This is a genomic window from Rothia sp. 27098_8_161 (genome assembly GCF_041432905.1).
In the GTDB taxonomy this organism is placed as follows: domain Bacteria; phylum Actinomycetota; class Actinomycetes; order Actinomycetales; family Micrococcaceae; genus Rothia.
On record NZ_JAPWAL010000010.1, the window covers coordinates 25,880 to 46,030 of the forward strand.

The following is a 20,151-nucleotide window of genomic DNA, read 5'->3' on the forward strand; positions in this document are numbered from 1 at the left end:
GAACCGGAATGCAGCCGCGCAGAAGAGAGGTACACAGATGAGCGCACCCGAACAGGCGGTACAACCCGAACAGGCGGAGCAGGATGCACAGCACCCCGCCCAGCAGGCACTGGCGGCTCTCGCAGAGGGCGGCGTGGAATTCGACGTCCAAGCCCTGCTGCGCAGTGCACCCGCCAGCCCTTTGAGCAAAGAAGCTGCCGTGCTGATTCTCTTCGGCGTGCTCGACAACTCGCCCTCCACCGGCGAATTTGAAGGCTGCCCCGAGAACGTTAGCGCCGACCTGGATGTACTGCTCCTCGTGCGTGCCGCAACCCTGCGCTCACACGCCGGTCAGCCCGCCTTCCCCGGCGGCAAAATCGACCCCGAAGACTACGCGCTCGCCGAAACCACCGGCGAACCCGTCGCCCACATAGCCGCCCTGCGCGAGGCGGTCGAAGAAACCGGGCTCGACCCCGTCGGCGTGCAGATCCTCGGCCAGCTGCACACCCTGCCACTACCCATCAGCAATTTCATGGTCACCCCTGTCATCGGCTGGTGGAACAGCCCCGTGCCCGTCGAAGTCGTCGACCACAACGAGTCCGCGCGCATCGCCCGCGTGCCCGTGCGTGATCTGCTCAACCCCGCTAACCGGCACACCGCCTACGTCAAACGCGGCCGCACCTCACACCGCACCCCCGCCTTCGAGGTGCATATGCCCGGCGGCGAGGAATTCACCGTGTGGGGATTCACCGCGATTCTGCTGGACCGGATCTTCGACTCGCTCGGCTGGACCGTGCCCTGGGATACAAAAAAGATGCGCCCGGCACCCGGCTATGAGGAATAAAAATCGAGTGGAATAAAAACCGACTGGAATAAGTGCCTGACCAGCGGATATTAGGGTGCAGAATAGTGCGCATATAGGGGCGGCAGATAGCTTGGATGAAGCTACTTACCGCCCCTATTTTCGCCATTGTACGGTGCCGCTTATGGGCGGCTGATTATTTACCGCTGATTATTTACCATCTGCATAGTTGCGCACCCGAGCCACCGACACCGGAAAATCAACTGGAACCCGACCGAAAAGCAGACGTGCTGCCTCCGCAGCGCCCTCACGCACAATACGTTCCACACGATCGGCCTCCAGCTCAGGACCGCACAGCAGAAGCTCATCGTGCAAAAAATACACAATGCGGGTGCGCATCGGCATACCAAAAATCCGCTCCGACAACAGACGAGAACGCACCGCGCCCATCCAACACAGAGCCCACTCAGCTGCTGTGCCCTGCACAATAAAATTGCGGGTCATACGCCCGTGAGCACGCGCAGTCGACACTGCACGCGACTCAGCCGCAGGTGAAGACCGATCAGACACAATCTTACGGAAACGCTCATCCACCGGTGGGGATGTACGACCCAAAAAAGTCGTCACCTGACCGCCCGCCTCACCAATACGAGCCGCGCGCTCTGTAAACTCCATCGCCTGCGGAAAAAGCTCCGCCACATGCGGTAACAGAGCACCAATCTCACCGCTGCGTCCGCCGTACATAATCGCCAGCATGCCCACCTTCGCGTGGGAACGCTCCGTCAAACCCACACCCTTCATACGTGCCAACTCGGCAATACCCGCATACAGGTCAGCGCCACGACCCGCTGAAGCGAGCGCCTCATCACGGCTCAACGCCGCCAGAATACGCGGCTCAATCTGCGAGCCATCCGTCACTGTCAGCACCTGACCCTCCGGCGCCTGCACCGCCTGACGAATCTCCGCAGGTAGCTGCAACGCACCACCGCCGGAAGCACCCCAGCGCCCGGTCGCGGCGCCACCCACCTCAAGATGCGGGCGGAACGCACCCTCAGAAACCCAGGTATCAGTCCACGTCCAGCCGTTAGCAGTCCAAATGCGGTACAGCTTTTTATAGCGCAGAATCGGGTCAATCAGCGCCCAACGCTTTTCCCGCTGAGCCGGAATCGCATCCGCCCAACTCTTCAACTCCCACGAGCGCGTAGACTTCACCGAAACCCCCGCAGACTGCAGAGCACGTAAAAGATCCTGCGGCGAATCCGGGTTCAACGACGGCATAAATAGCATGCGCTGAATCTGCTCCGCCAACTCCTGCATCTTCTGCGGACGCTCCCCAAGCACCGGGCGCGGACCCAACAACTCGCACAGATGCTCATGATGCGCCTGCACATTAAACGGGATACCGTAATAGCCAATCTCAGCCGCCACCAACGCGCCGGCAGACTCAGCCGCCGCCAAAAGACGCAGCCGCTCCGGGTGCCTCGACGCACCGATAGCGCGTGCCTGCGCCAGCCACTCACGCATCAGCACGCGCACCACCGGATGTTCCGGAAGCAGAGTCACCGGGCCCGCCGCCAACTGCGGGGCAAAAGGCTCATGAGGCGCCGCCTCAAGGAAATCGGGGGAGGAATCTGCGGGGGACTGGGTGGCGTTGGTAGCGGGTGCACTCAAAAAATCAGCACCGAACAGCTCCTCCTGACCCTGAATCTGCCGCGCCACCGGCAGATACCCCTGAGGCTCCACCGCCTCACACACATCAGAAAGATCCAGCACCGGGCTGTACTCCACAAAACCGCTCGGATGCGTAGCTGCAGTCACCAAAATTCGCTGCACCAAACGCAAATCATGGCACAGATGCACCCGCACCCCGCGGCGCAGAAGCAGCGGGTCAACGTGGCGGGTATCAGCCCAAATCCAGCGGGGAAAACGCCCCTGTGCTGAATCTGCCGCCTGCCGCTCTACCTCTCGAACATACGCCGGAAGATTCGCCGCGCTTACTCTGTCAGCGCGCGTAATCCGCGGAATAAAGGTCGGGTCCTGCAACTGCTCAGCGGTCGGCGCCGAAAAATGAAAAGCACCCCACGAGGTTACCGGCTGAGCACCGTGCGAAGACGCACCCGCGGCAATAGCTGAGGTGACCGGGTGCTCGGGAGTGCCGGTCTGGGCGGTAATACCCGCGCCGGTGGCAGGACTGAGCAGAATGTACATTCTTCCATTATCGAGGATGTGTCGGTAGAACGGGTGGTGCGTGTCCAACACCAGAATTTACAGGCGGTTTGTCATAAAAGCGTCGGATGCCTGCGTTTTGTTCGTTTGAGGTGCGTGCATCGTGGATAATTCGGGGTGCATGAGAAGTTATCCACAGAACGCTCATTCTCTTAAAAATTGAGGCGGGCGCAATGCTCTCCTAGAGTCATGAACCCCTCCAACAATCCCACCGAGCACACAGCTAGCCACACCGCAAACCCTAACGGCTACCCGACCCGCACCGCGCAGAGTCCAACCATGTATGCGCCGGATACCCGCGCGCACTCGTTGCCTGCCCTGCTCATTCCCGAAGACTATCGCGCCCGCGCCGTCGCCCTGCACGCCCGCGAACTGATCCTGCGATCGCCGCAGATGAGCGCTATAGCTCTGGGTGGTTTGAGCGCCGGGCTCAGTGCTGGTGTTGAGACTGCAGGGGAGCGCCCACCTGTAGAGGGGGGAACTGCCGCAGGCAGCTCAAACACTGCGAGTGCCGCGGACGGTGGATTACTCCAAGAACCCCAACCCCTCAGTGAGATTCTCGAAAACGCCGTGGACGAGGCAATCTGCACCATCGATGGCGGATACCTGGGGAACGCGAGCAAAGAGGGAACGGGGGTAGTGAAGCCCCGAAAGTTCCGCGCCAAAACGGTGCAAGCCGCCCCCGTCTCCTGGAGCTACCCCAGCGTGGAATACGTGCCCGTCAACCGGCAGACCGCGCTGCGCTACCTCGCTACGGAACTCTACGGCCTCGGCGCCCTCGACTTGCTCCTTGAAGAGGGGCAACGCGCCGGAACCATCACCGATATCTACGTGAATTCGCCTTGCGATATCTGGATGGGCATCAACGGAACCACCCGCCCCGTGGCGCTGAGCCTCGGCAATGAGCGGCGCGTGCGTGAGCTCGCTGAGCGGCTCATCCGCAGGTACGGCGGGCAGCTGGATGCCACGCATCCGGCGGCTGACATTAGCGACGAGCACGGCAGGCGCATCCATGCGATTATCCCGCCGCTGAGTGAACGCACCCGGCTCTCCGTGCGCCTACCCGCCCGCGAGCGCCCCACCCTAGCGCAGCTACAGGCCGGTGGGCTGTGCGATGAGGCGACTGCCGCCTACCTGCACCGCATGATGACCGAACGCCGCGGATTCCTCATTAGCGGAGGTACCGGTACCGGCAAAACCACCTTACTCAACGCCCTGCTGGGGCTGTGCAAGCCGCAGGAGCGCCTCATTCTGCTCGAAGACACCGCGGAACTCGCGCCGCAGCATGAACAGGTTATTGCCCTCAAAACCCGTGCCGCCAACTCCGAAGGGGTCGGTGAAATTGGATTGGGTGAGCTGATTGTGCAGGCGCTGCGTATGGGCCCGGATCGGCTCGTGGTCGGCGAGTGCCGCGGTGCGGAGGTGGTGCACCTGCTGACCGCCATGAATACTGGTCACCGCGGTGCTGGAACGACCCTGCACGCCAATAGCGCGCAGGCGGTGCCCTTGCGTTTGTGCGCCCTGGGTGCGCTCGCCGGACTGGACAGTAGAACGGTCGCTCTACATACGGCGACGGCTTTTGAGCGCATTATCCACCTGGAACACCGGGACGGACGCCGCCGTATCGAGGGCGTCTACAGCCTGCACCCCGCAGTTGAGGGGAGCGAAGAGTATCTGCAGGTCAGGCGTATTTCTGTGGGTTCTGAAGTTGGCTACTAACTCCGTAAAGGGGAAACAAAAAATGTGAAAGGAGGAAGCAATGAAGCAGAACGAGAAGAGTAACGGAAGCCTTCGCGAACGCTGGGCTGAGCGCCTAGCTGGGCCAGCCAGCGCCGAGGAAATGCGCATGTGGCCGCTCATGCTACGCACCCTCGCCCTGAACCTACGCGCCGGTATTCCCCTGCAGGAAGCGGTGCACGCCAACCCGGGCTCCGGACAGTTTGCGCAGTTCGGACAGAATGAACCGGTGCCGGATGCAGGGAAAACGCACGCGAAGAAAACAACCGTCCGGAAAAGTGCCAGGAAAAGCGCCCAGACTCGACGGGTACGAGGTCTCTCTTTCGAAGACTACGAGCATAAGCGCTGTGCCGAAGATATCCGCCGTTTCACGCAGACGCTTGCCACGGTCACCTCCTGGGGTGCCCCCGCACACCTTGCCTGCGCGCAGCTACTTGAAAGTAACACTCGGATGCGTCCGCACAGCCGCGAACGCCTGCATGACCTGCAACTGAGCCTGCGTATGAGCGAGAGCGCCGGCGCGCCGCTCGCCACGAGCCTGGAACGTGCCGCCGAACACGCCGAAGAACGCATTGATGCGCTCCTGGGGCGACAGAGCGCTCTCGCCGCGCCGCGTGCCACCGGCAGGATCCTCTCCTGGCTACCGTTGCTCGGCCTGGGGTTGGGTGTGCTCATGGGAAGTGACCCCGTGGGCGTGCTGACCGGCTCCATTCTCGGGGTGCTCACCGGTTTGCTCGGGCTGGGGCTCGCCTTCGCCGGGCGCCGCTGGACCGCCGCGCTGGTGCATCGGGCAGAGGTGGAGAGTGTGCGGACAGCGAATGCTGAATCTGAGACGGAAAAGATTGCCTCACCAGCCGGTGCCGTGCCCATTGATACCGCTCTCGTGCTGGAGCTACTTGCCGCGCAGTTGCGAGCTGGGCTTGCGCCGCTTGCTGCCCTGGGCACCCTTGCCGAGGCACTCAATAGTCGACCTCTGCACACGGTCTGCCAGCGCCTACAGATGGGCAGCGGCTGGGGGAGTGCCTGGTCAGGCTCCGCCGCGGGAACCTTCGGCGAGCTGCGGGATGCGCTTGCCCCCGCCTACACGGGTGGTGCACCCAGCACGGCGCTGCTGCTCTCCCTTGCTGATGCGCACCGCCTCAGCGAGCGCCGTGCGGCAGAACGCGCCGCCGGAAAGCTCTCAGTAGCGCTCGTGGTGCCCCTCGGGCTGTGTTCGCTGCCCGCCTTTATTTGCTTGGGCATTGTGCCCATCCTCATTTCGCTACTGCCCACGCTGACCAGCTAAAGAACCATGCGTATAAGCGCTGTTGGCTAGCTGAAATGCCCAAAAGTTTAGACCCTCGCCCATCTGCCGTCAACGCGGATGAGCACCCGCCCCGCCCCGAATATTCAGGGCGTAACGAAAGGAAAACCAATGACGAACACCCTCTGCGAAGCAATCCGCCACGACCTGCACACTGTGGGCGCTCCGGTAAATACTCCGGTCGGCGCTCCGTCTGAAATTCAGCCCGCCGTACCCGATGCAGAAACGCAGACCATTCTGGGTCCCGTACCGCTGTCCATTGCCATCGCAACCACCATGAAGCAGCTGCGCGAAGAATGCCCTGAGCTTTTTAGCGATGCTGAGCTGAACCACACCGGCCCTAAGATTGACCCTCACGAAATGGAGATTGATATGAACACGAACAATCTGAACCCCGAGCAGGCGCTGACTATTGCCCGCGCGCTCGCCGAGGGCTGCACCCTGGACGAATGTGGCGCCACCTGCCGCAGTCTGGGTGAGCACGCGCCCGGCTGCGCCGAACATGTACCCGCTGGGAGCGGCGACAAAGTGCTCGAAGAGTACGCCCCGACGGGGGATCCTGAGGAAGGTGCCTCCACAGCAGAGTACGGCATTGTGATGCTTGCGGCGGTCGGTTTTGCGGGTCTGCTGGTGCTGATTCTCAAGTCAGATGAGGTGCGTTCCATGCTCCTGGATATTGTGCGTAACGCCCTGTCGATTGCGGGCAATACGGGACTGTTCTAGGGGTATCAGAAAACCCTCCGTAGGGTTTTGCCCTAGATGCTAGGTTCTTTGGAAAATCAAGTCAGAAGGGAGGAATAAAGAATGAACGATCATGTGAATTTGGGTGCTTTGTGGCGCACCTGCTCCGCGGGGAAAGCCGGGGCGGAACCGGCACCCTCGACCCCGCGTAAGAGCCCCGCAGAAGAGGGCGTGATTACCGCCGAATTTGCGGTCGCCCTACCCGCCGTGACGGTGGTGCTCGCCCTCTGCCTGGGTGCTGCCTCCACGGGCGTTGCGCAGATCAAGGTAGAGGAGTCCGCGCGAACGGCTGCACGAGCTGCCGCCCGCGGAGATTCCGAGGCGCAGATTCGCTCCGCCGTCAGTCGCGTCGACCCCGCGCAGAGGGTGCAGATTTCTGTTTCTCCTGATGCTGCCGCTTCTGATGATGTGGTCGCCACGGATGTGGGTCGCGTCCGAGAAGTGCACGTGCGGGTGAGCCGTCCCGCCCCCGGCGTGATCGGGTCAGCAACCGGCTGGGTACTGCGGGCGGACGCCCACGCCCGCGTTGAAGGTGGCGCCAGCAGCGAAGAAAGTACCGGCGATGATGGTGAATAAAAGCTCGGTCCTTGCCCGGTACGCGGAAGAACACCCTGAAGAGGGTAGCGGCACCGTCCTCGCCCTCACCATTATTGCCGCGCTACTGGTTCTGACCGTGGTGATTGCCGGGCTCATCGGGGTGGTGTCCGCGAACCGCAGGGCGTCCGCAGCCGCTGATTTGAGTGCGCTTGCGGCAGCGGACGCCTACCGCGGGCTCACTGAGGGGGACCCGTGTGCGGTTGCTGCGAATCTTGCCGAACGCTACGGCGCGCAGTTGGAATCCTGCACTTTTCCGGATCGCCCCGAAACGGTGGAGGTGACGGTCGCCGTCCCGGTTGCAGGCCCCATGGGCACGCTGGGTCCGGCGAGGGTGCGTGCCCGCGCCGGGGCTGAGTACATCGAAGAAGGGCGCCCCGAAGAAGAACACGCGACGGGGAGCACGGAGGAGCTGAGTTCTGCGGAGGTTGCCGATCTGGAGGAAGAGCTGGAAGCTGAGCAGAACTCAGCCCCCGAACCTCCCGAGTCAGAAAACCCGCCTGCGCCAGAAAGCATAGCCGACTAGGCTATTTACGCTCATCGGTAGTTGTCATCCCAGTACGCCTACGCCTCCTGCAGTAACCTACGCCTCCACAATGCTCTGCAGCATCGCCGTAAGTAGCGCCCGTGCGCCGTGCTTGCTGAGCGGCTCGTTGCGGTTGCCGCATTTGGGCGAGTGCACGCAGGAAGGGCAGCCGTTTTCGCATCCGCAGCTTTCAATCGCTTCGAGGGTTGCGCTCAGCCACTGCGCAACCGCGTTGAAGCCGCGCTCGCTAATGCCCGCGCCGCCGGGTGCGGCATCGTAAACGAAAATGGTGGGCCTGCCGGTGTCCACGTGAAGCAGCGTGGAGAGTCCGCCTAAGTCCCAGCGGTCGCTGGTGGCGATAAGCGGCAGCAGTCCGATGGCGGCGTGCTCGGCGGCGTGGAGGGTGCCGGGGCCGTCCTCTTCGGTCACGCCCGCGCCGAACAGATAGCTGGGCTCGAAGGTGAACCAGACCGCCTCGGTCATGAGTACTTCCGGTGGCATGGGTTGTGCCTCTTCACCCAGGTATTCGCCGCCGTAGACGGAGAATCGCCGGTAGCCGGTGACCTGGTCGGTGACTTGAACCTGCCCGCGGTGCATGGTGAGCGGGGCGAGCTGCTGCGTGTCAATCTCGGGGATAGAGATTTTGGGAATATGCTCTCCAGGAGTGGGATCACCGGGAGCAGGTTCGCTGGGAACCGCTTTCCCAACATTTTGCGTACCGTAACTAACCCGCGCACGCTCTGCCAGAATACGCACCTCGGTGCTCTCAATGGCGCGCGTGTAGTAGTCCGGGTAGACGCGGCTGAGCAGAATCACGCGCTCGCCCTCGCTGAGGGACTCGACCACGTATTGCGCGCTTTGGTGAATGTAGATTGCGCCCGGGTGCCCCTGACTCATGGCGTGTGCGGCGTCCATGGTGCCAACCACGGTGCCGTCTTCGGTGTCGATGAGCTGGTAGGGTCCGCCGCCGGTGCCGCGGATATCGACCAGGTCAGCGGCTGATTCGGCGTGCGTCCAGTACCAGCCGTCCGGGCGGCGACGCAGGTACCCCTGCTGTACCAGTCGATCAAGCAGGGCGGCGGTGTGCGGCCCGAAGAGGGACAGCTCTTCGGCGCGGATGGGTGCCTCCTGCGCGGCGGCGCACAGTTGCGGGGAGAGCACGTACGGGTTCGTCGGATCGAAAACGGTTGCCTCCACCTCCTGCCCGAAAATTGCCTCCGGGTGGTGCACCAGGTAGGTGTCGAGCGGGTTGTCGTCGGCAATGAGCACGGCGAGCGCGTCCTGACCGCTTCGACCCGCGCGGCCCACGCGCTGCATGAAGGAGGCGCGGGTGCCCGGCCAGCCCGCCACGAGTACAGCGTCCAGTCCGGAGATGTCAATGCCCAGCTCCAGTGCGGAGGTGCTGGCCAAGCCGAGCAGTTCGCCGTTGCGGAGTTTGCGTTCGAGTTCGCGGCGCTCTTCGGGGGTGTATCCGGCGCGGTATGCAGCGACGCGGTGGGCGAGGCCCGCCTCCACCTCGTCGAGGTAGCGTTGGGTCTTCTGTGAGAGGATTTCTACACTGCGGCGCGAACCGGCGAAAACCAGGGAACGGGTGCGGGAAAGCACCAGATCGGTGAGCATTTGCGCGCCCTGCTCCACGGGGGAGACACGGCGCGGCGCCTCCTGCTCGGCCTTCGACTGGACCGCCTGCTGCTGGGTGCTGCGGGCACCCTTGGCGAGCTGATCGTGCGCCTTGGGTGGCATGAATTCAGGCTCCCAGAGCGCGACGGTGGTTTTACCGCGTGCGGAGGTGGACTCGGTAATGGCTGTGACCGCCTGCTGTGGCACGCCAATGAGCTTGGAGAAAGACTCGACCGGGTTGGAACTGGTTGCGGAGGCGCCGTAGAACACGGGTACGGTGCGGTAGAGTGCGCAGACGCGGCGCAGGCGGCGCAGTAGGTTGGCGATATGCGCACCAAAAACGCCGCGGTAGCTGTGCGCCTCGTCAAGCACCACGTAACGCAGTCCGCGCAGGAAGGACGCCCACTGCCGGTGATTGCTCAGAATTGAGTAGTTGAGCATGTCCGGGGTGGTGAGAATGAAGTTGGCGTGTTCGCGGATCCAGCGGCGTTCGCCGATGGGGGTGTCCCCGTCGTAGCTTGCCGCGTGGAGTCCGGGTAGGTTGTAGGAAGTGAGGGCGGTGAGCTGGTCGGCGGAGAGTGCCTTCGCCGGCGAAATATAGAGAATATTCGCTCTATTATTAAGGTTTTCCACCCCAGAATACGAGGAAGTTGAGCTCACCGGCTCACCGTACGATGCGCGATAAATAGCGTCCAGAGTGGGCATCAGGTAGCTCAGGGTCTTGCCCGAGGCGGTACCCGTCGCCACAATCACGTGTCCGCCGCTGCCTGCACTTTTTGCGTCTTCGGCGTGCGGAGCCTTCGCCGACCCCTCAATACGCTCAGCTTCGATGCGCCCCGCCTGCCAGCCGTATCGCGCCGCACTCGCCGCCAGCGCCGCATCGAGACCGGCATGGGCAGCGTTCGCTGCCTGCACCTGGTGGGCGTAGGGCTCGGCAATGCCGAGTGATTCAAAAGTCTCCACCACACGCGGATGCAACCACTGCGGCCACGGTGCGTAGCTCGCCTCCCTAGCGGCGATAGTGTGAATATGGGTTACCTGCTCGGGCAGGGTTCCGGTGTGTTCCGCCTCCGGCAGGAGGGGCGCCAGCACCTGCTGTGCACTCGTGGGCAGCTCACGGTAACGGAGCGTTTTTGGGCGCGCCGCATGCCCCTGCTCGGGCTGGTGCGTGGGCTGCTGTTCGGGGTGCTGGTTGGTGTTCTGCGAAGGGGTGCTGTGCGGCATGGGTTCCATTGTAGAGCGGCCGGCTACACCCCGACCTGCCTCTGGTCATGCACTGCCCTGAACGACGGCTCGGAATCTGGCGCTGAATCCGCTCGGCTCCTGCCCCGACCCCGAGCCTAACTCTGAGCCCGAATCCCGCCCCGGTACCGCTTTTGTGTTGCCGACCCCGTAGCCAGCGCGCATGTATCAAAAAATCTGCATGCTTTAGGCGTATATGACGATAAAATAGTTTCGTGGCTCAAAATAAGATTATTCTGTATTACCAGTTCGCCCCCATCGCCGACCCACAGGCGGTCATGCTCTGGCAGCGTGCCCTCTGCGAGAAGCTCGGCCTGCGCGGGCGCATCCTCATTTCCAAGCACGGTATTAACGGCACCCTCGGCGGCGAAATCAACGCGGTCAAGGCGTACACCAAGGAAACCCGTAAGTACCCCGGCTTCAAGAACATAGAGTTCAAGTGGTCCGAGGGTGGCGCGGAAGACTTCCCCCGCCTGTCCGTGAAGGCACGTGATGAGATTGTGGCTTTCGGTGCTCCCGACGAGCTGCAGGTGGACGAGAACGGCGTCGTTGGCGGCGGCGTGCACCTGAAGCCTGAAGAGGTTAACAAGCTTGTTGATGAGCGCGGCGACGACGTGGTCTTCTTCGACGGCCGTAACGCGTTCGAGGCGAAGATCGGCAAGTTCAAGAACGCTATCGTTCCCGACGTGCGCACCACCCACGACTTCATCCGCGAGATCGAGTCCGGCAAGTACGACCACATTAAGGACAAGCCGGTCGTCACCTACTGCACCGGTGGTATTCGCTGCGAGATTCTCTCCGCGCTCATGAAGAACCGCGGCTTCAAGGAGATCTACCAGATTGACGGCGGCATCGTGCGTTACGGCGAGAAGTACGGCGATAAGGAACTCTGGGAAGGCTCGCTCTACGTCTTCGACAAGCGTATGCACATGGAGTTCACCCCGGACACCGTCACCATCGGCAAGTGCGAACAGTGCGGCGCTCCATCTAATAAGTTCGAGAACTGCTCCAATGACTCCTGCCGCGAGCTGGTTCTGCTCTGCCCCGAGTGCGCAGCTGATGACGCGAAGCGCCACTGTGTGCCCGAGTGCTCGGTGGACCGTGAATCAGCTGAGGTGAATGCCTAATGGCATTCGCTAAGGGCGGTGCGATTCAGATTTCTGAACCTCGCATTGAGGAGCACCCGGCGCTGATTGTTGCCGGGGTTTCGCAGGTGTTCCCCCTGGATGGCGACTTCTCCTCGCTGTGGGATGAGCTGAATCAGAAGGCGTCCCCGGCGATGCTGGATGTTCTGAATGTGACCCAGTACCTGGGTATGTGCACTCAGCCGAACCCGAAGGGGCAGGTCCGCTACACAGCGGGCTTCCTGGTGTCGGAGCCGGCGAGCGCGGTGAAGCTTGGTTTGGGCGTGTTGGAGTTGCCTGCGAGTACCTATGCGGTGGTTGAGGTGACCGGCCCGATTTCGGAGTCCATTCCGGCTGGTTTTGCCAGCTTTGAGGAAGCGTTCTTCGCGAAGAATCCGCAGTACCGCCCGGTGGGTGGTCTTGAGGTGTACGGTCGCGGCGATATGCAGGCGGCTGATTACCGTATGGAGCTGTGGGTTCCGTTGGCGAAGCGTTCCTAGGGCAGTTTGTTTCTGTCGTTATAGTTGCAGTTTTAGCTGTTGAGGAAGGGCCCGGTGGTGCGATGTGTTCGTGCTGCGGGGCTTTTCTGTGTCCCTTTTTTGGGTTTGGGGTGGGTGATACGTGCGGTGAAGGGGAGCGGTGCTCTGTGCGTAATACTCCGAAATAAATACTTGACTTGTAAAGTATTGGGGTTTAAATTTAAACCACCAGCCCGGTACTACGTAAGCCCGAGCGCAACCCACAAAGGAAAAACTATGAACAACCCCGGCACTCCGCAACTCGACCCGCAGCTCGACGAATCCATTCGCATCAGCCACCTCGAACCTAAGCGCGGCGACGAGAAGAAGCTCGGCTTCCTCTCCTTCGGCCACTGGGCTGAGGTCCCCGGCTCCCGTGTACCCTCCGCCGCAGAATCACTGCACCAGGCAATCGACCTCGCCGTAGGTGGCGAAGACATCGGACTGGACGGCGCGTTCTTCCGCGTGCACCACTTCGACCAGCAGCAGGCAACTCCCTACCCGCTACTATCTGCAATCGCGGCCAAGACCGAATGCATTGAGCTCGGCACCGGCGTCATTGATATGCGCTACGAAAACCCGCTCTACATGGCGGAACTTGCCGCTACAGCAGACCTCATTGCGGCGGGCCGATTGCAGCTGGGTGTCTCCCGAGGTTCGCCCGAATCCGTCATCCGCGGTTTTGAGAGCTTCGGCTACTACCCGGCAGAAGGTGAAAACGAGAGCGACATGGCGCGCCGCCACCTCGATATTTTCCTCAAGGCAATTGAGGGTGAGGGCATGGCGCCCAGTGCTCGCGTGGCGGGTAAGTACGCCCCCGTCCAGCCGCAGTCGCCGGGTCTGCGTGAGCGCATCTGGTGGGGTGCAGGCACTGATAGCACCGCCGTGTGGACCGCGCAGAAGGGTCTGAACCTCATGTCTTCAACCCTGATGCTGGAGGATAAGGGCATTCCTTTCGATCAGCAGCAGGCGCAGCAGATTCGCCTCTTCCGCTCCGAGTGGGTGAAGGCGGGTAATTCGGGTGTTCCGCGTGTTTCGGTGTCTCGCTCGGTGCTGCCCATTATTGATGAAATCTCGGCACGCTACTTCGGTCGCCGCGCCGCGGAGGACTCGCAGGATTACACCGGCATTATCGACAACAGCTTCTCTCGCTTTGGTCGTAGCTACATTGGTGACCCGGCGGATATTGCCGAAGAACTTGCCCGTGATGAAGCGGTTCAGGCGGCGGACACCGTGCTGCTGACCATCCCGAACCAGCTGGGCGTGGACTTCAACCTGAAAATGCTCGAGGCAATCGTGAAGGAGATTAAGCCCGCGCTGACTACCAAAGGGGGGCTTGATCCTGTTATGACATGCCCTTGAATCATTTAAAATAGGGAGTAGGTTATGCTTCATAAAGTTATCTGACTTGGTGATTGAGTGATGTAGGGCAAGCTTGTTGAAGGATGTTAAACTTCAACAGGTGGTAAGTGATGAATATCATAGAGATAGAAAAAGTTTCCCCCTCTACTTAAAAGTCAATGTTGGTTTTCTGGGGGGATGGGGGGCGGTTTTGTGGGTTTATTTGGGTTTAGGTTCCTGGTGAGGGCTGTTATGTATTGCGTGTCAGATTAAAGCCACACATCTTCCCTGGTGAAAATAAATCGCTCAAGGTGCGTAATGCAAATTATTTTCACCAACACATCATCATGCACTTTCAATATCGTTGGATTTTGTCTATTGTTAATACGCCACCCAGGATTCTCCAGCGATAATCATGCATCGCGGAGTGGGTAAGCCAGACGCTCACCTAAGGATAAAAATGATCTTGTGGGCGAGCATTTCTTCCTACGGTTGCCCTTCGGAGCATCTCCGGTAGCGCATCGTGAATTATCACTCAACGTACAAGATTAAGGACTACTCCTCATGACCCTTGAAAAATCGTCCACCGAGGCTCAGCAGTCCGGTCTGAGCCGTCGCCAGTTGGCTGCCGGTGCAGCCTGGGCGACCCCCGTTATCGCTGCATCCGCCGTCGTTCCGGCATACGCGGCGAGCACCGGTAACACCGCTGGCAGTGAATACGGTCTCTTCGTGACCACTATCTGTAACGGCGGTTTTGTCGGTTATTCTCAGAGCGATGACGGTCCTTTTAACGGCCCCACCAGCCCTGAGGCATACTGGGCTAACGGTGGTACCTACACCCCGACCATGAACGTCAATTCTAACGGTTGCGCCGCCAATGGCCAGGGGAAGGTTGGTGCGGGTAGCTACACTCCCGTGACCAACAGTGGTAGCGGTGTTAGCGGTGGTTATGTTAGCTCGACCGGCTTCTGGTTCTCTGTGCCCACCACTGCGGTAAAGACCGGTACCGGTTACGTGCCCGGTTCTAAGGCGGTTCTGAAGGCAGGCGCACGCTTTAGCACCCAGGTGACCGTAGTGGTCCCGACCACCGGCTACTGGCAGTATACCCTCAAGGACATTGGTCTTGGGCGCTATACCCAGAAGTGGACTAAGGCTCTTACTGGCCGCTCGGTCGATTTGCCGGCACCCACTGCTACCTACCTTGCTAACGCGAACGTGGCTGGCACTTGGGCTGCTTCTGCACCCACCGTCAAGGATAACGGCGACGGTACCGCAAGCCTTACTGGCACCATTACCTACACCACCAGCAAGGACTACACCCTGACCCAGTCCGGTACTAAGTACTACGGCCAGGTCCTTATTCTGCCCGGTGTGATTCAGGTTAACGGTGCATACGGTTTCAATAGCTTCACGCTGACCTCGCAGGTGGATTCGGCTACCATCACCTACTCGGGTGCTGAGGTGCCGGCCGTTCAGCTGAATAACGAGCTGCAGACTACCTCGACTATTCGTCACTGCTAATCCAGAGGATACGTCTCCTACACTAGGGCGACTGAAGAGAATACAACAGGGAATATATTGGAGCCGACGTTCGGCGCAGACAGTAATTAACGATCTGTCAGATTACGCGCAAACGTAATGGTTTTCAAGCCCTGTACCTTCACACTCAGTCGATAGGGTCCGGGTGCATCGCGTATCATACGTGACTTGCTCCGGCGCTGCCCGGTGTAGAAGACAGCACTCTCTTGCCATCGTAAAAGCCCCGCCCCCATCGTTTGGGAGCGGGGCTTTTACCGCGCTTTAAAAGCTTGTGCAAAGGTTTTCAGGCACAGCAGAAGTTCTAAGTCCCCCTGTCTAGAAAGCCTTCGTCTTTTCCCAGGGCTCAATAGCGCCCGGAACCACCTCGAAAAGCGGATGCGCACAGGCCGCCAGCTCGCCGCGCGCCGCCGTCGCTTCCGTGATGGGCGGTGGTTGCTGATGAGCGCGAACTCTGCCGCCTCCCGAGGGCAAGGGCGCGGAGCGCGTGCGGCAGCCCGCACAAGTGGACGATTGGTCAGTAATCACTGTATAGTTATCGTATGTTGACTATTGCTTCACGCCTCGACGTCATGAACCGGCTCGGCCGCGCCATGGCTGACCCGACACGTTCCCGGATTCTGATGACCCTCCTCGGCGGCCCGAGCTATCCAGCCGTGCTCTCGCGCGAGCTGGAGCTGACCCGCTCGAACGTGTCCAACCACCTGACCTGCTTGCGCGATTGCGGAATCGTCGTTGCCGAGCCCGAGGGCCGCCAGACGCGCTACGAGATCGCCAACCCGCACCTCGCCGCGGCACTGACGTCCCTGATCGACGTCACGCTCGCGGTGGACGAGGCCGCGCCGTGCATCGACCCGGCATGCTCGGTGTCGGGCTGCTGTGGAACGGCGGCGGGGGCATGAGCGAGACTCTGACCACCGCGCGCCGCGCGATGCTGCACCGGCGCGTCCGCTTCATCGTCGGCTTCACGATCACGTACAACGTAATCGAGGCAATCGTCGCAGTCTGGGCAGGCGTCCTCGCCTCGTCCGCGGCGCTCATTGGCTTCGGGCTCGACTCGGTTGTCGAGGTACTCTCGGCCGCGGCCGTCACCTGGCAGTTCACCCGCAAGGACCCTGAGCGGTGGGAAACGGTCACCGTCAAGGCCATCGGCATCGCGTTCTTCACGCTGGCGGCCTACGTCTCGATCGACGCGGTGCTGGCCCTGGTCGGCCAGGAGGGCCCCGACCACAGCCCGCTGGGTCTCGGTATCACCGCGCTGAGCCTGGTCGTCATGCCTCTGCTGGCGTGGATTGAGGTCCGCACCGGGCGGGAGCTGGGCTCCAAGAGCGTGATGGCCGACGCCAAGCAGCTCATCCTGTGCATCTACCTCTCCGGTGCAGTGTTCATCGGCCTCGTCCTCGACAGCCTGTTCGGCTGGTGGTGGGCTGACTCGGTCGCGGCGCTGGTCGTGGCGGTGCTCGCGGTGCGCGAAGGCCTGGAGGCCTGGCGCGGCGACGTCGAGTCGCCGTTCGAAGTGCTAGGGGACCTCGAAGACGAGGACGACTGACCCGTCACCCGACGATGAAGAGCCAGTGCTGCAACCCAGATATGCGCTACGAAAACCCGCTCTACATGGCTGAACTTGCCGCCATGGCCGATCTCATTGCGGCGGGTCGACTGCAGCTGGGTGTGGACTTCAACATGAAGATGCTTGAGGCAATCGTGAAGGAGAATAAGCCCGCACTGACCACCAAATAAAGACCCTGAGGTGAAGGTCCTGGGGTAAAGACCCCGTGCCATGCTGTTTCCAGCGCTCTGTAATGCGCTGAGATGCTTGTTTCCATACAGCTTAGCCACACATACAGCGATGCCCCGGCAGGCACCCGCAAGGGTTCCGCCGGGGCATTACTATGCTCACCTTCTTAGAAATCCTTCTGTCTAAAAGTCCTTCGTCTTTTCCCAGGGCTCAATAGCGCCCGGAACCACCTCGAAAAGCGGATGCGCACACGCCGCCAGCTCGCCGCGCGCCGCCAGGCGCTTGTTCAACCGGTGCTCCCACTCGGGGTCGCGCCCCGCCACCTTGTGCAGCAGAAAGGCAAGCTCGTACTCCAGCTGACCCAAAGGAACGGGAATCAGTGCCACCGAAGTGTACGGGCTTTCTGTCTTGTCGGCATCGTTCTCGCCCGCACCGTGTTTGCCCGCACCAATCAGTGCGCGGTTGAACGAGTATCCGCGGGCATCCGCTTCATCCGCCAGCCCGGACAGGTAGGCGGCAACCGCCTCCAGCGGCTGCGGATGCGTGCGAAAACGAATCAGCTGCGGATGGTTCGTGTACCCGCGAGTCAGACCCCGCAGAACCTTCTGCGCCAGCAGGGTTTCACGCCAACAAGCGACCAGGGCGCGCCGATCGAGCAGGCAGGGGTGAAGGGACCAAATACGCACGCCTAGCCCTGCGCTTCTGCCGCATGTGCCTCAGCGGCATTTTCACCAGCCGATTCTGCGCCCGCGTGCTCGTCACTAAAGTGCAAGAAGCTCTTGAGCACCAGCTCACGCACCGCGTGCAGCAGAGTGTCGCGCGGATGCTGCTCCTGCGTACCGCGTGCCGCGGCGGCAGCCTCATCGTATTCGGGCCATGACAGTAGCATGGCAAGAGCCGCCACAATCTGACCCACGGCAAGCTCACCATCGCTCGCCGAAGCAAAGCCCGCCGTCTCGGTGGAGAGCAGCTGGGTGCGGCACAGACCCGAACCAGCACGCAACAAAATGACGCTGGGATGCTCGGCGCCGGGGCGGCCGTGGCGTTCCTCAGTGACGTCCTCGGCGACCTCCAGGTGTGCGGTGAGGATTGCCTCATCGTCCATAGCGGCGAGACGGTCGTAGCGGCGCACAGACTCAGTGAGGGCGAGGGCGATGGGCTGCTGAATCGGGTAGGTAATCTCCTCGAAACGCTGCAGGGGCTCGGTCAGGCCTGCCGCGGTCGCCTCGGTCGGGCGGCGCAACCAAATCATGCCGAAACCAATAGAATGAACGTTCCGGGAAGCGAAGTCGTTCAGGTACGCCACGTAGGTCTGCTCGTAGTGGCTGCGGTCGCGGTTCTCACTCGCATCCTTCAACCAGGTCTCCGCGTAGGAGGCGGGGGTCAGCGCCTCACGCTGAATAAACCACGCCTCCGCGCCGCCGTCGGCAACCCAGGCGCGCGGGCGCTCATCCCACGGACGCGGTGCTTCCAGGTCCTCCGAATCGCGAATAATTTCCCAGTTGCCCAGCATCTGCGCGCGGCCACCGGGCACCAGCACCGACGGCAGCTGACGCACCATCGTGCTCACAATTTCGTCACCGGGCAGGCCGCCGTCACGGTAGGTGAACTGCTCTTGTGCGTTCTCACCGGCAACACGCGGGGTAATCACGAACGGCGGGTTCGACACCACCAGGTCGAAAAGCTCACCGGCAACCGGCTCCAGCAGGGAACCTTCACGCAGGCTCACGCGCGCCTGCGGGTTCTGCGGATCAATGTTCAGCGTCTGCGCGTTCAGCAGCAGATTAAAACGGGTGAACGCCAGGGCACGCTCCGAAATATCGGTGGCGGTCACGTGCTCAGCGTGGGCGAGCAGGTGGAAGGTCTGAATACCGCAGCCGGTGCCCACATCCAGGGCACGCTTGACCGGGGTGCGCTCGGTAATCTGCGCCAGAGTCAGTGAGGCATGACCAATGCCGAGCACGTGATCCTTACGGAGCACGCCGGGGCGCTGATGCGCACCCAGGTCGGCGGCAACAAAGATTTCGGTGCCGTCATCGGCGGCGTGCGGGCGCAAATCAACGCTCGCGGACCAGCGGGCAGAATCCGCAGTGTCGCGCTCAATCAGCGCGGCATCCTCGAAATCAACCAGAGCCTTGCCGAAAACCTCAGTTGCCTCAGCCTCAGTGAGCGGGCGAGCCAGCAGGAAAAACGCCAGCAGGCGCGCCAGGTTCTTCTCCTCCACGCTGTAATCGCCGCGCAGAATCTGCTCCACACGCCACAGGCCCGGCACCACCTGGTCACGAGCTAATGCCTCAGCCGCCTCAACGCCCAGTAGCTCCTGCACAGCGTCATAGCTGTAGTTCAACGCCAGCAGGCGTTCACGGATGCGGGTCAGGCGGGCGTAATCATCGCTGCGGGGAGCATCCGCAACAGCGGCGTACTCGGGAGCGAAAGTGGCGGCAGAAATAGTCATGCACACCATTCTACGCACTCGAACAGCGCTCCACTTGCTGACCAAAACTGTAACCTACTCCAAGAGCAGTCACCCCATCGCATACACTGAAACCATGAGTAACCTGTACCCCGATGAAAGTATTAGCGTCGACAAGTGTTGGGAGCGTCTGCACGCGAACACTCTCGGCCGCCTCATCCTCACTGACGGACAGCACGTCGATGTGCTGCCCGTGCTCTACGCCGTTGCCCACCAAGACGACAAACAGGAAATCTACATCCGCACCACCCGCGGTAACAAGTTCTCCTCCGTGGTGGTCAGCCGCCGCGTCGCCTTCGAAATCGACGAAACCCTTGAAGACGGCATCCGATCCGTCATCGTGGTCGGTATAGCCCACTGGCTACCGCCGGAAATGACCCCGCAGATCGTGCGCACCTTCGACCTGCCAGACTCCGAAACCCACGAAATGCAGTGGGTGCGTATCGTGCCGCAGACTGTGTACGGCCGCGAATACCCGCTGCTGCCCGCATACCTGGACGGAACCCACCCAGACTCTGACACCCTCACCAGCTAGAAGCGCAGGTAAGCGGGTGCGGTGCGCTCCAGTGCCCGTGCACACACCACCGCTCCGGTACCGTATGATGTACCGAGTACCCCGCGCACTCATGCAAGCTCAACACTCCCGGCCCA

17 protein-coding genes and 1 pseudogene are annotated in these 20,151 nt (G+C 61.5%); 14 read left to right on the forward strand and 4 right to left on the reverse strand.

What is annotated here, in order from left to right; genetic code table 11:
* Positions 1-37: 37 nt before the first annotated feature.
* Positions 38-823: a CoA pyrophosphatase gene (locus tag O3648_RS04990; RefSeq protein WP_371568852.1), complete on the forward strand. Its 786-nt coding sequence runs from the start codon at positions 38-40 to the stop codon at positions 821-823.
* A 168-nt stretch (positions 824-991) separates the two neighbouring features.
* Here O3648_RS04990 and O3648_RS04995 read toward each other — a convergent pair whose 3' ends face one another.
* Entirely contained in the window at positions 992-2,989 is a 1,998-nt protein-coding gene (locus O3648_RS04995) for a bifunctional 3'-5' exonuclease/DNA polymerase (RefSeq protein ID WP_371568854.1), read from the reverse strand.
* A gap of 207 nt (positions 2,990-3,196) precedes the next feature.
* On the opposite strand from O3648_RS04995, the gene O3648_RS05000 reads away from it, so the two are divergent.
* The 5 genes from O3648_RS05000 to O3648_RS05020 all read left to right on the forward strand — a co-directional run bounded on the left by O3648_RS05000 (position 3,197) and on the right by O3648_RS05020 (position 7,908).
* Positions 3,197-4,726 carry a CpaF family protein gene (locus O3648_RS05000; protein ID WP_371568856.1) on the forward strand — a complete coding sequence of 510 codons (1,530 nt, stop codon included), beginning with the start codon at positions 3,197-3,199 and terminating at the stop codon, positions 4,724-4,726.
* 40 nt (positions 4,727-4,766) lie between these two features.
* Positions 4,767-6,029, forward strand: coding sequence for a type II secretion system F family protein (locus O3648_RS05005; RefSeq protein ID WP_371568858.1), 1,263 nt, complete (start codon positions 4,767-4,769; stop codon positions 6,027-6,029).
* 129 nt (positions 6,030-6,158) lie between these two features.
* Positions 6,159-6,770 carry a DUF4244 domain-containing protein gene (locus tag O3648_RS05010; RefSeq protein ID WP_279740842.1) on the forward strand — a complete coding sequence of 204 codons (612 nt, stop codon included), beginning with the start codon at positions 6,159-6,161 and terminating at the stop codon, positions 6,768-6,770.
* 81 nt (positions 6,771-6,851) lie between these two features.
* Positions 6,852-7,364, forward strand: coding sequence for a TadE family type IV pilus minor pilin (locus O3648_RS05015; protein ID WP_371568860.1), 513 nt, complete (start codon positions 6,852-6,854; stop codon positions 7,362-7,364).
* On the forward strand, positions 7,351-7,908 hold the full coding sequence (locus O3648_RS05020) for an Rv3654c family TadE-like protein (RefSeq protein WP_371568863.1): 558 nt from the start codon (positions 7,351-7,353) through the stop codon (positions 7,906-7,908). Before O3648_RS05015 ends, O3648_RS05020 begins: the two co-directional genes overlap by 14 nt.
* A gap of 57 nt (positions 7,909-7,965) precedes the next feature.
* On the opposite strand, the gene O3648_RS05025 is transcribed toward O3648_RS05020, so the two are convergent.
* Positions 7,966-10,761, reverse strand: a complete 2,796-nt coding sequence (locus O3648_RS05025) for a DEAD/DEAH box helicase (protein WP_371568865.1) — start codon at positions 10,759-10,761, stop codon at positions 7,966-7,968.
* 224 nt (positions 10,762-10,985) lie between these two features.
* On the opposite strand from O3648_RS05025, the gene O3648_RS05030 reads away from it, so the two are divergent.
* The 7 genes and pseudogenes from O3648_RS05030 to O3648_RS05060 all read left to right on the forward strand — a co-directional run.
* Entirely contained in the window at positions 10,986-11,897 is a 912-nt protein-coding gene (locus O3648_RS05030) for a rhodanese-related sulfurtransferase (RefSeq protein WP_371568867.1), read from the forward strand.
* Entirely contained in the window at positions 11,897-12,394 is a 498-nt protein-coding gene (locus O3648_RS05035) for a GyrI-like domain-containing protein (RefSeq protein ID WP_371568869.1), read from the forward strand. The genes O3648_RS05030 and O3648_RS05035 overlap by 1 nt, the downstream gene beginning before the upstream one ends.
* A gap of 255 nt (positions 12,395-12,649) precedes the next feature.
* Complete coding sequence (locus tag O3648_RS05040; RefSeq protein ID WP_371568872.1) at positions 12,650-13,774, forward strand: LLM class flavin-dependent oxidoreductase; 1,125 nt, start codon at positions 12,650-12,652, stop codon at positions 13,772-13,774.
* A gap of 543 nt (positions 13,775-14,317) precedes the next feature.
* Positions 14,318-15,274 carry an amino acid oxidase gene (locus tag O3648_RS05045; RefSeq protein ID WP_371568875.1) on the forward strand — a complete coding sequence of 319 codons (957 nt, stop codon included), beginning with the start codon at positions 14,318-14,320 and terminating at the stop codon, positions 15,272-15,274.
* A gap of 557 nt (positions 15,275-15,831) precedes the next feature.
* Entirely contained in the window at positions 15,832-16,191 is a 360-nt protein-coding gene (locus tag O3648_RS05050; RefSeq protein ID WP_254755868.1) for a helix-turn-helix transcriptional regulator, read from the forward strand.
* The gene (locus O3648_RS05055; protein ID WP_279788496.1) at positions 16,188-16,838 is read left to right on the forward strand and encodes a cation diffusion facilitator family transporter; all 651 of its coding nucleotides are present in this window, start codon (positions 16,188-16,190) and stop codon (positions 16,836-16,838) included. The genes O3648_RS05050 and O3648_RS05055 overlap by 4 nt, the downstream gene beginning before the upstream one ends.
* Before the next feature lie 38 nt (positions 16,839-16,876).
* Positions 16,877-16,963, forward strand: a pseudogene (locus tag O3648_RS05060) (luciferase); the annotation flags it as partial.
* 246 nt (positions 16,964-17,209) lie between these two features.
* Here the strand turns inward: O3648_RS05060 and O3648_RS05065 are convergent.
* On the reverse strand, positions 17,210-17,713 hold the full coding sequence (locus tag O3648_RS05065) for a pyrimidine dimer DNA glycosylase/endonuclease V (RefSeq protein WP_371568879.1): 504 nt from the start codon (positions 17,711-17,713) through the stop codon (positions 17,210-17,212).
* 2 nt (positions 17,714-17,715) lie between these two features.
* Positions 17,716-19,482, reverse strand: coding sequence for a methyltransferase (locus O3648_RS05070; RefSeq protein WP_371568881.1), 1,767 nt, complete (start codon positions 19,480-19,482; stop codon positions 17,716-17,718).
* 94 nt (positions 19,483-19,576) lie between these two features.
* On the opposite strand from O3648_RS05070, the gene O3648_RS05075 reads away from it, so the two are divergent.
* Positions 19,577-20,035, forward strand: coding sequence for a pyridoxamine 5'-phosphate oxidase family protein (locus tag O3648_RS05075; protein WP_279754805.1), 459 nt, complete (start codon positions 19,577-19,579; stop codon positions 20,033-20,035).
* The last annotated feature ends 116 nt before the right edge of the window (positions 20,036-20,151 follow it).

Excerpts from the sequence above, each read along its gene's own strand:
- O3648_RS05050 (WP_254755868.1), top strand. The coding sequence starts at position 15,832 with ATGTTGACTATTGCTTCACGCCTCGACGTCATGAACCGGCTCGGCCGC.
- O3648_RS05005 (WP_371568858.1), top strand. The coding sequence starts at position 4,767 with ATGAAGCAGAACGAGAAGAGTAACGGAAGCCTTCGCGAACGCTGGGCT.
- O3648_RS05075 (WP_279754805.1), top strand. The coding sequence starts at position 19,577 with ATGAGTAACCTGTACCCCGATGAAAGTATTAGCGTCGACAAGTGTTGG.
- O3648_RS05000 (WP_371568856.1), top strand. The coding sequence starts at position 3,197 with ATGAACCCCTCCAACAATCCCACCGAGCACACAGCTAGCCACACCGCA.
- O3648_RS05010 (WP_279740842.1), top strand. The coding sequence starts at position 6,159 with ATGACGAACACCCTCTGCGAAGCAATCCGCCACGACCTGCACACTGTG.
- O3648_RS04990 (WP_371568852.1), top strand. The coding sequence starts at position 38 with ATGAGCGCACCCGAACAGGCGGTACAACCCGAACAGGCGGAGCAGGAT.
- O3648_RS05070 (WP_371568881.1), bottom strand. The coding sequence starts at position 19,482 with ATGACTATTTCTGCCGCCACTTTCGCTCCCGAGTACGCCGCTGTTGCG.
- O3648_RS04995 (WP_371568854.1), bottom strand. The coding sequence starts at position 2,989 with ATGTACATTCTGCTCAGTCCTGCCACCGGCGCGGGTATTACCGCCCAG.
- O3648_RS05035 (WP_371568869.1), top strand. The coding sequence starts at position 11,897 with ATGGCATTCGCTAAGGGCGGTGCGATTCAGATTTCTGAACCTCGCATT.
- O3648_RS05020 (WP_371568863.1), top strand. The coding sequence starts at position 7,351 with ATGATGGTGAATAAAAGCTCGGTCCTTGCCCGGTACGCGGAAGAACAC.
- O3648_RS05055 (WP_279788496.1), top strand. The coding sequence starts at position 16,188 with ATGAGCGAGACTCTGACCACCGCGCGCCGCGCGATGCTGCACCGGCGC.
- O3648_RS05045 (WP_371568875.1), top strand. The coding sequence starts at position 14,318 with ATGACCCTTGAAAAATCGTCCACCGAGGCTCAGCAGTCCGGTCTGAGC.
- O3648_RS05040 (WP_371568872.1), top strand. The coding sequence starts at position 12,650 with ATGAACAACCCCGGCACTCCGCAACTCGACCCGCAGCTCGACGAATCC.
- O3648_RS05015 (WP_371568860.1), top strand. The coding sequence starts at position 6,852 with ATGAACGATCATGTGAATTTGGGTGCTTTGTGGCGCACCTGCTCCGCG.
- O3648_RS05025 (WP_371568865.1), bottom strand. The coding sequence starts at position 10,761 with ATGGAACCCATGCCGCACAGCACCCCTTCGCAGAACACCAACCAGCAC.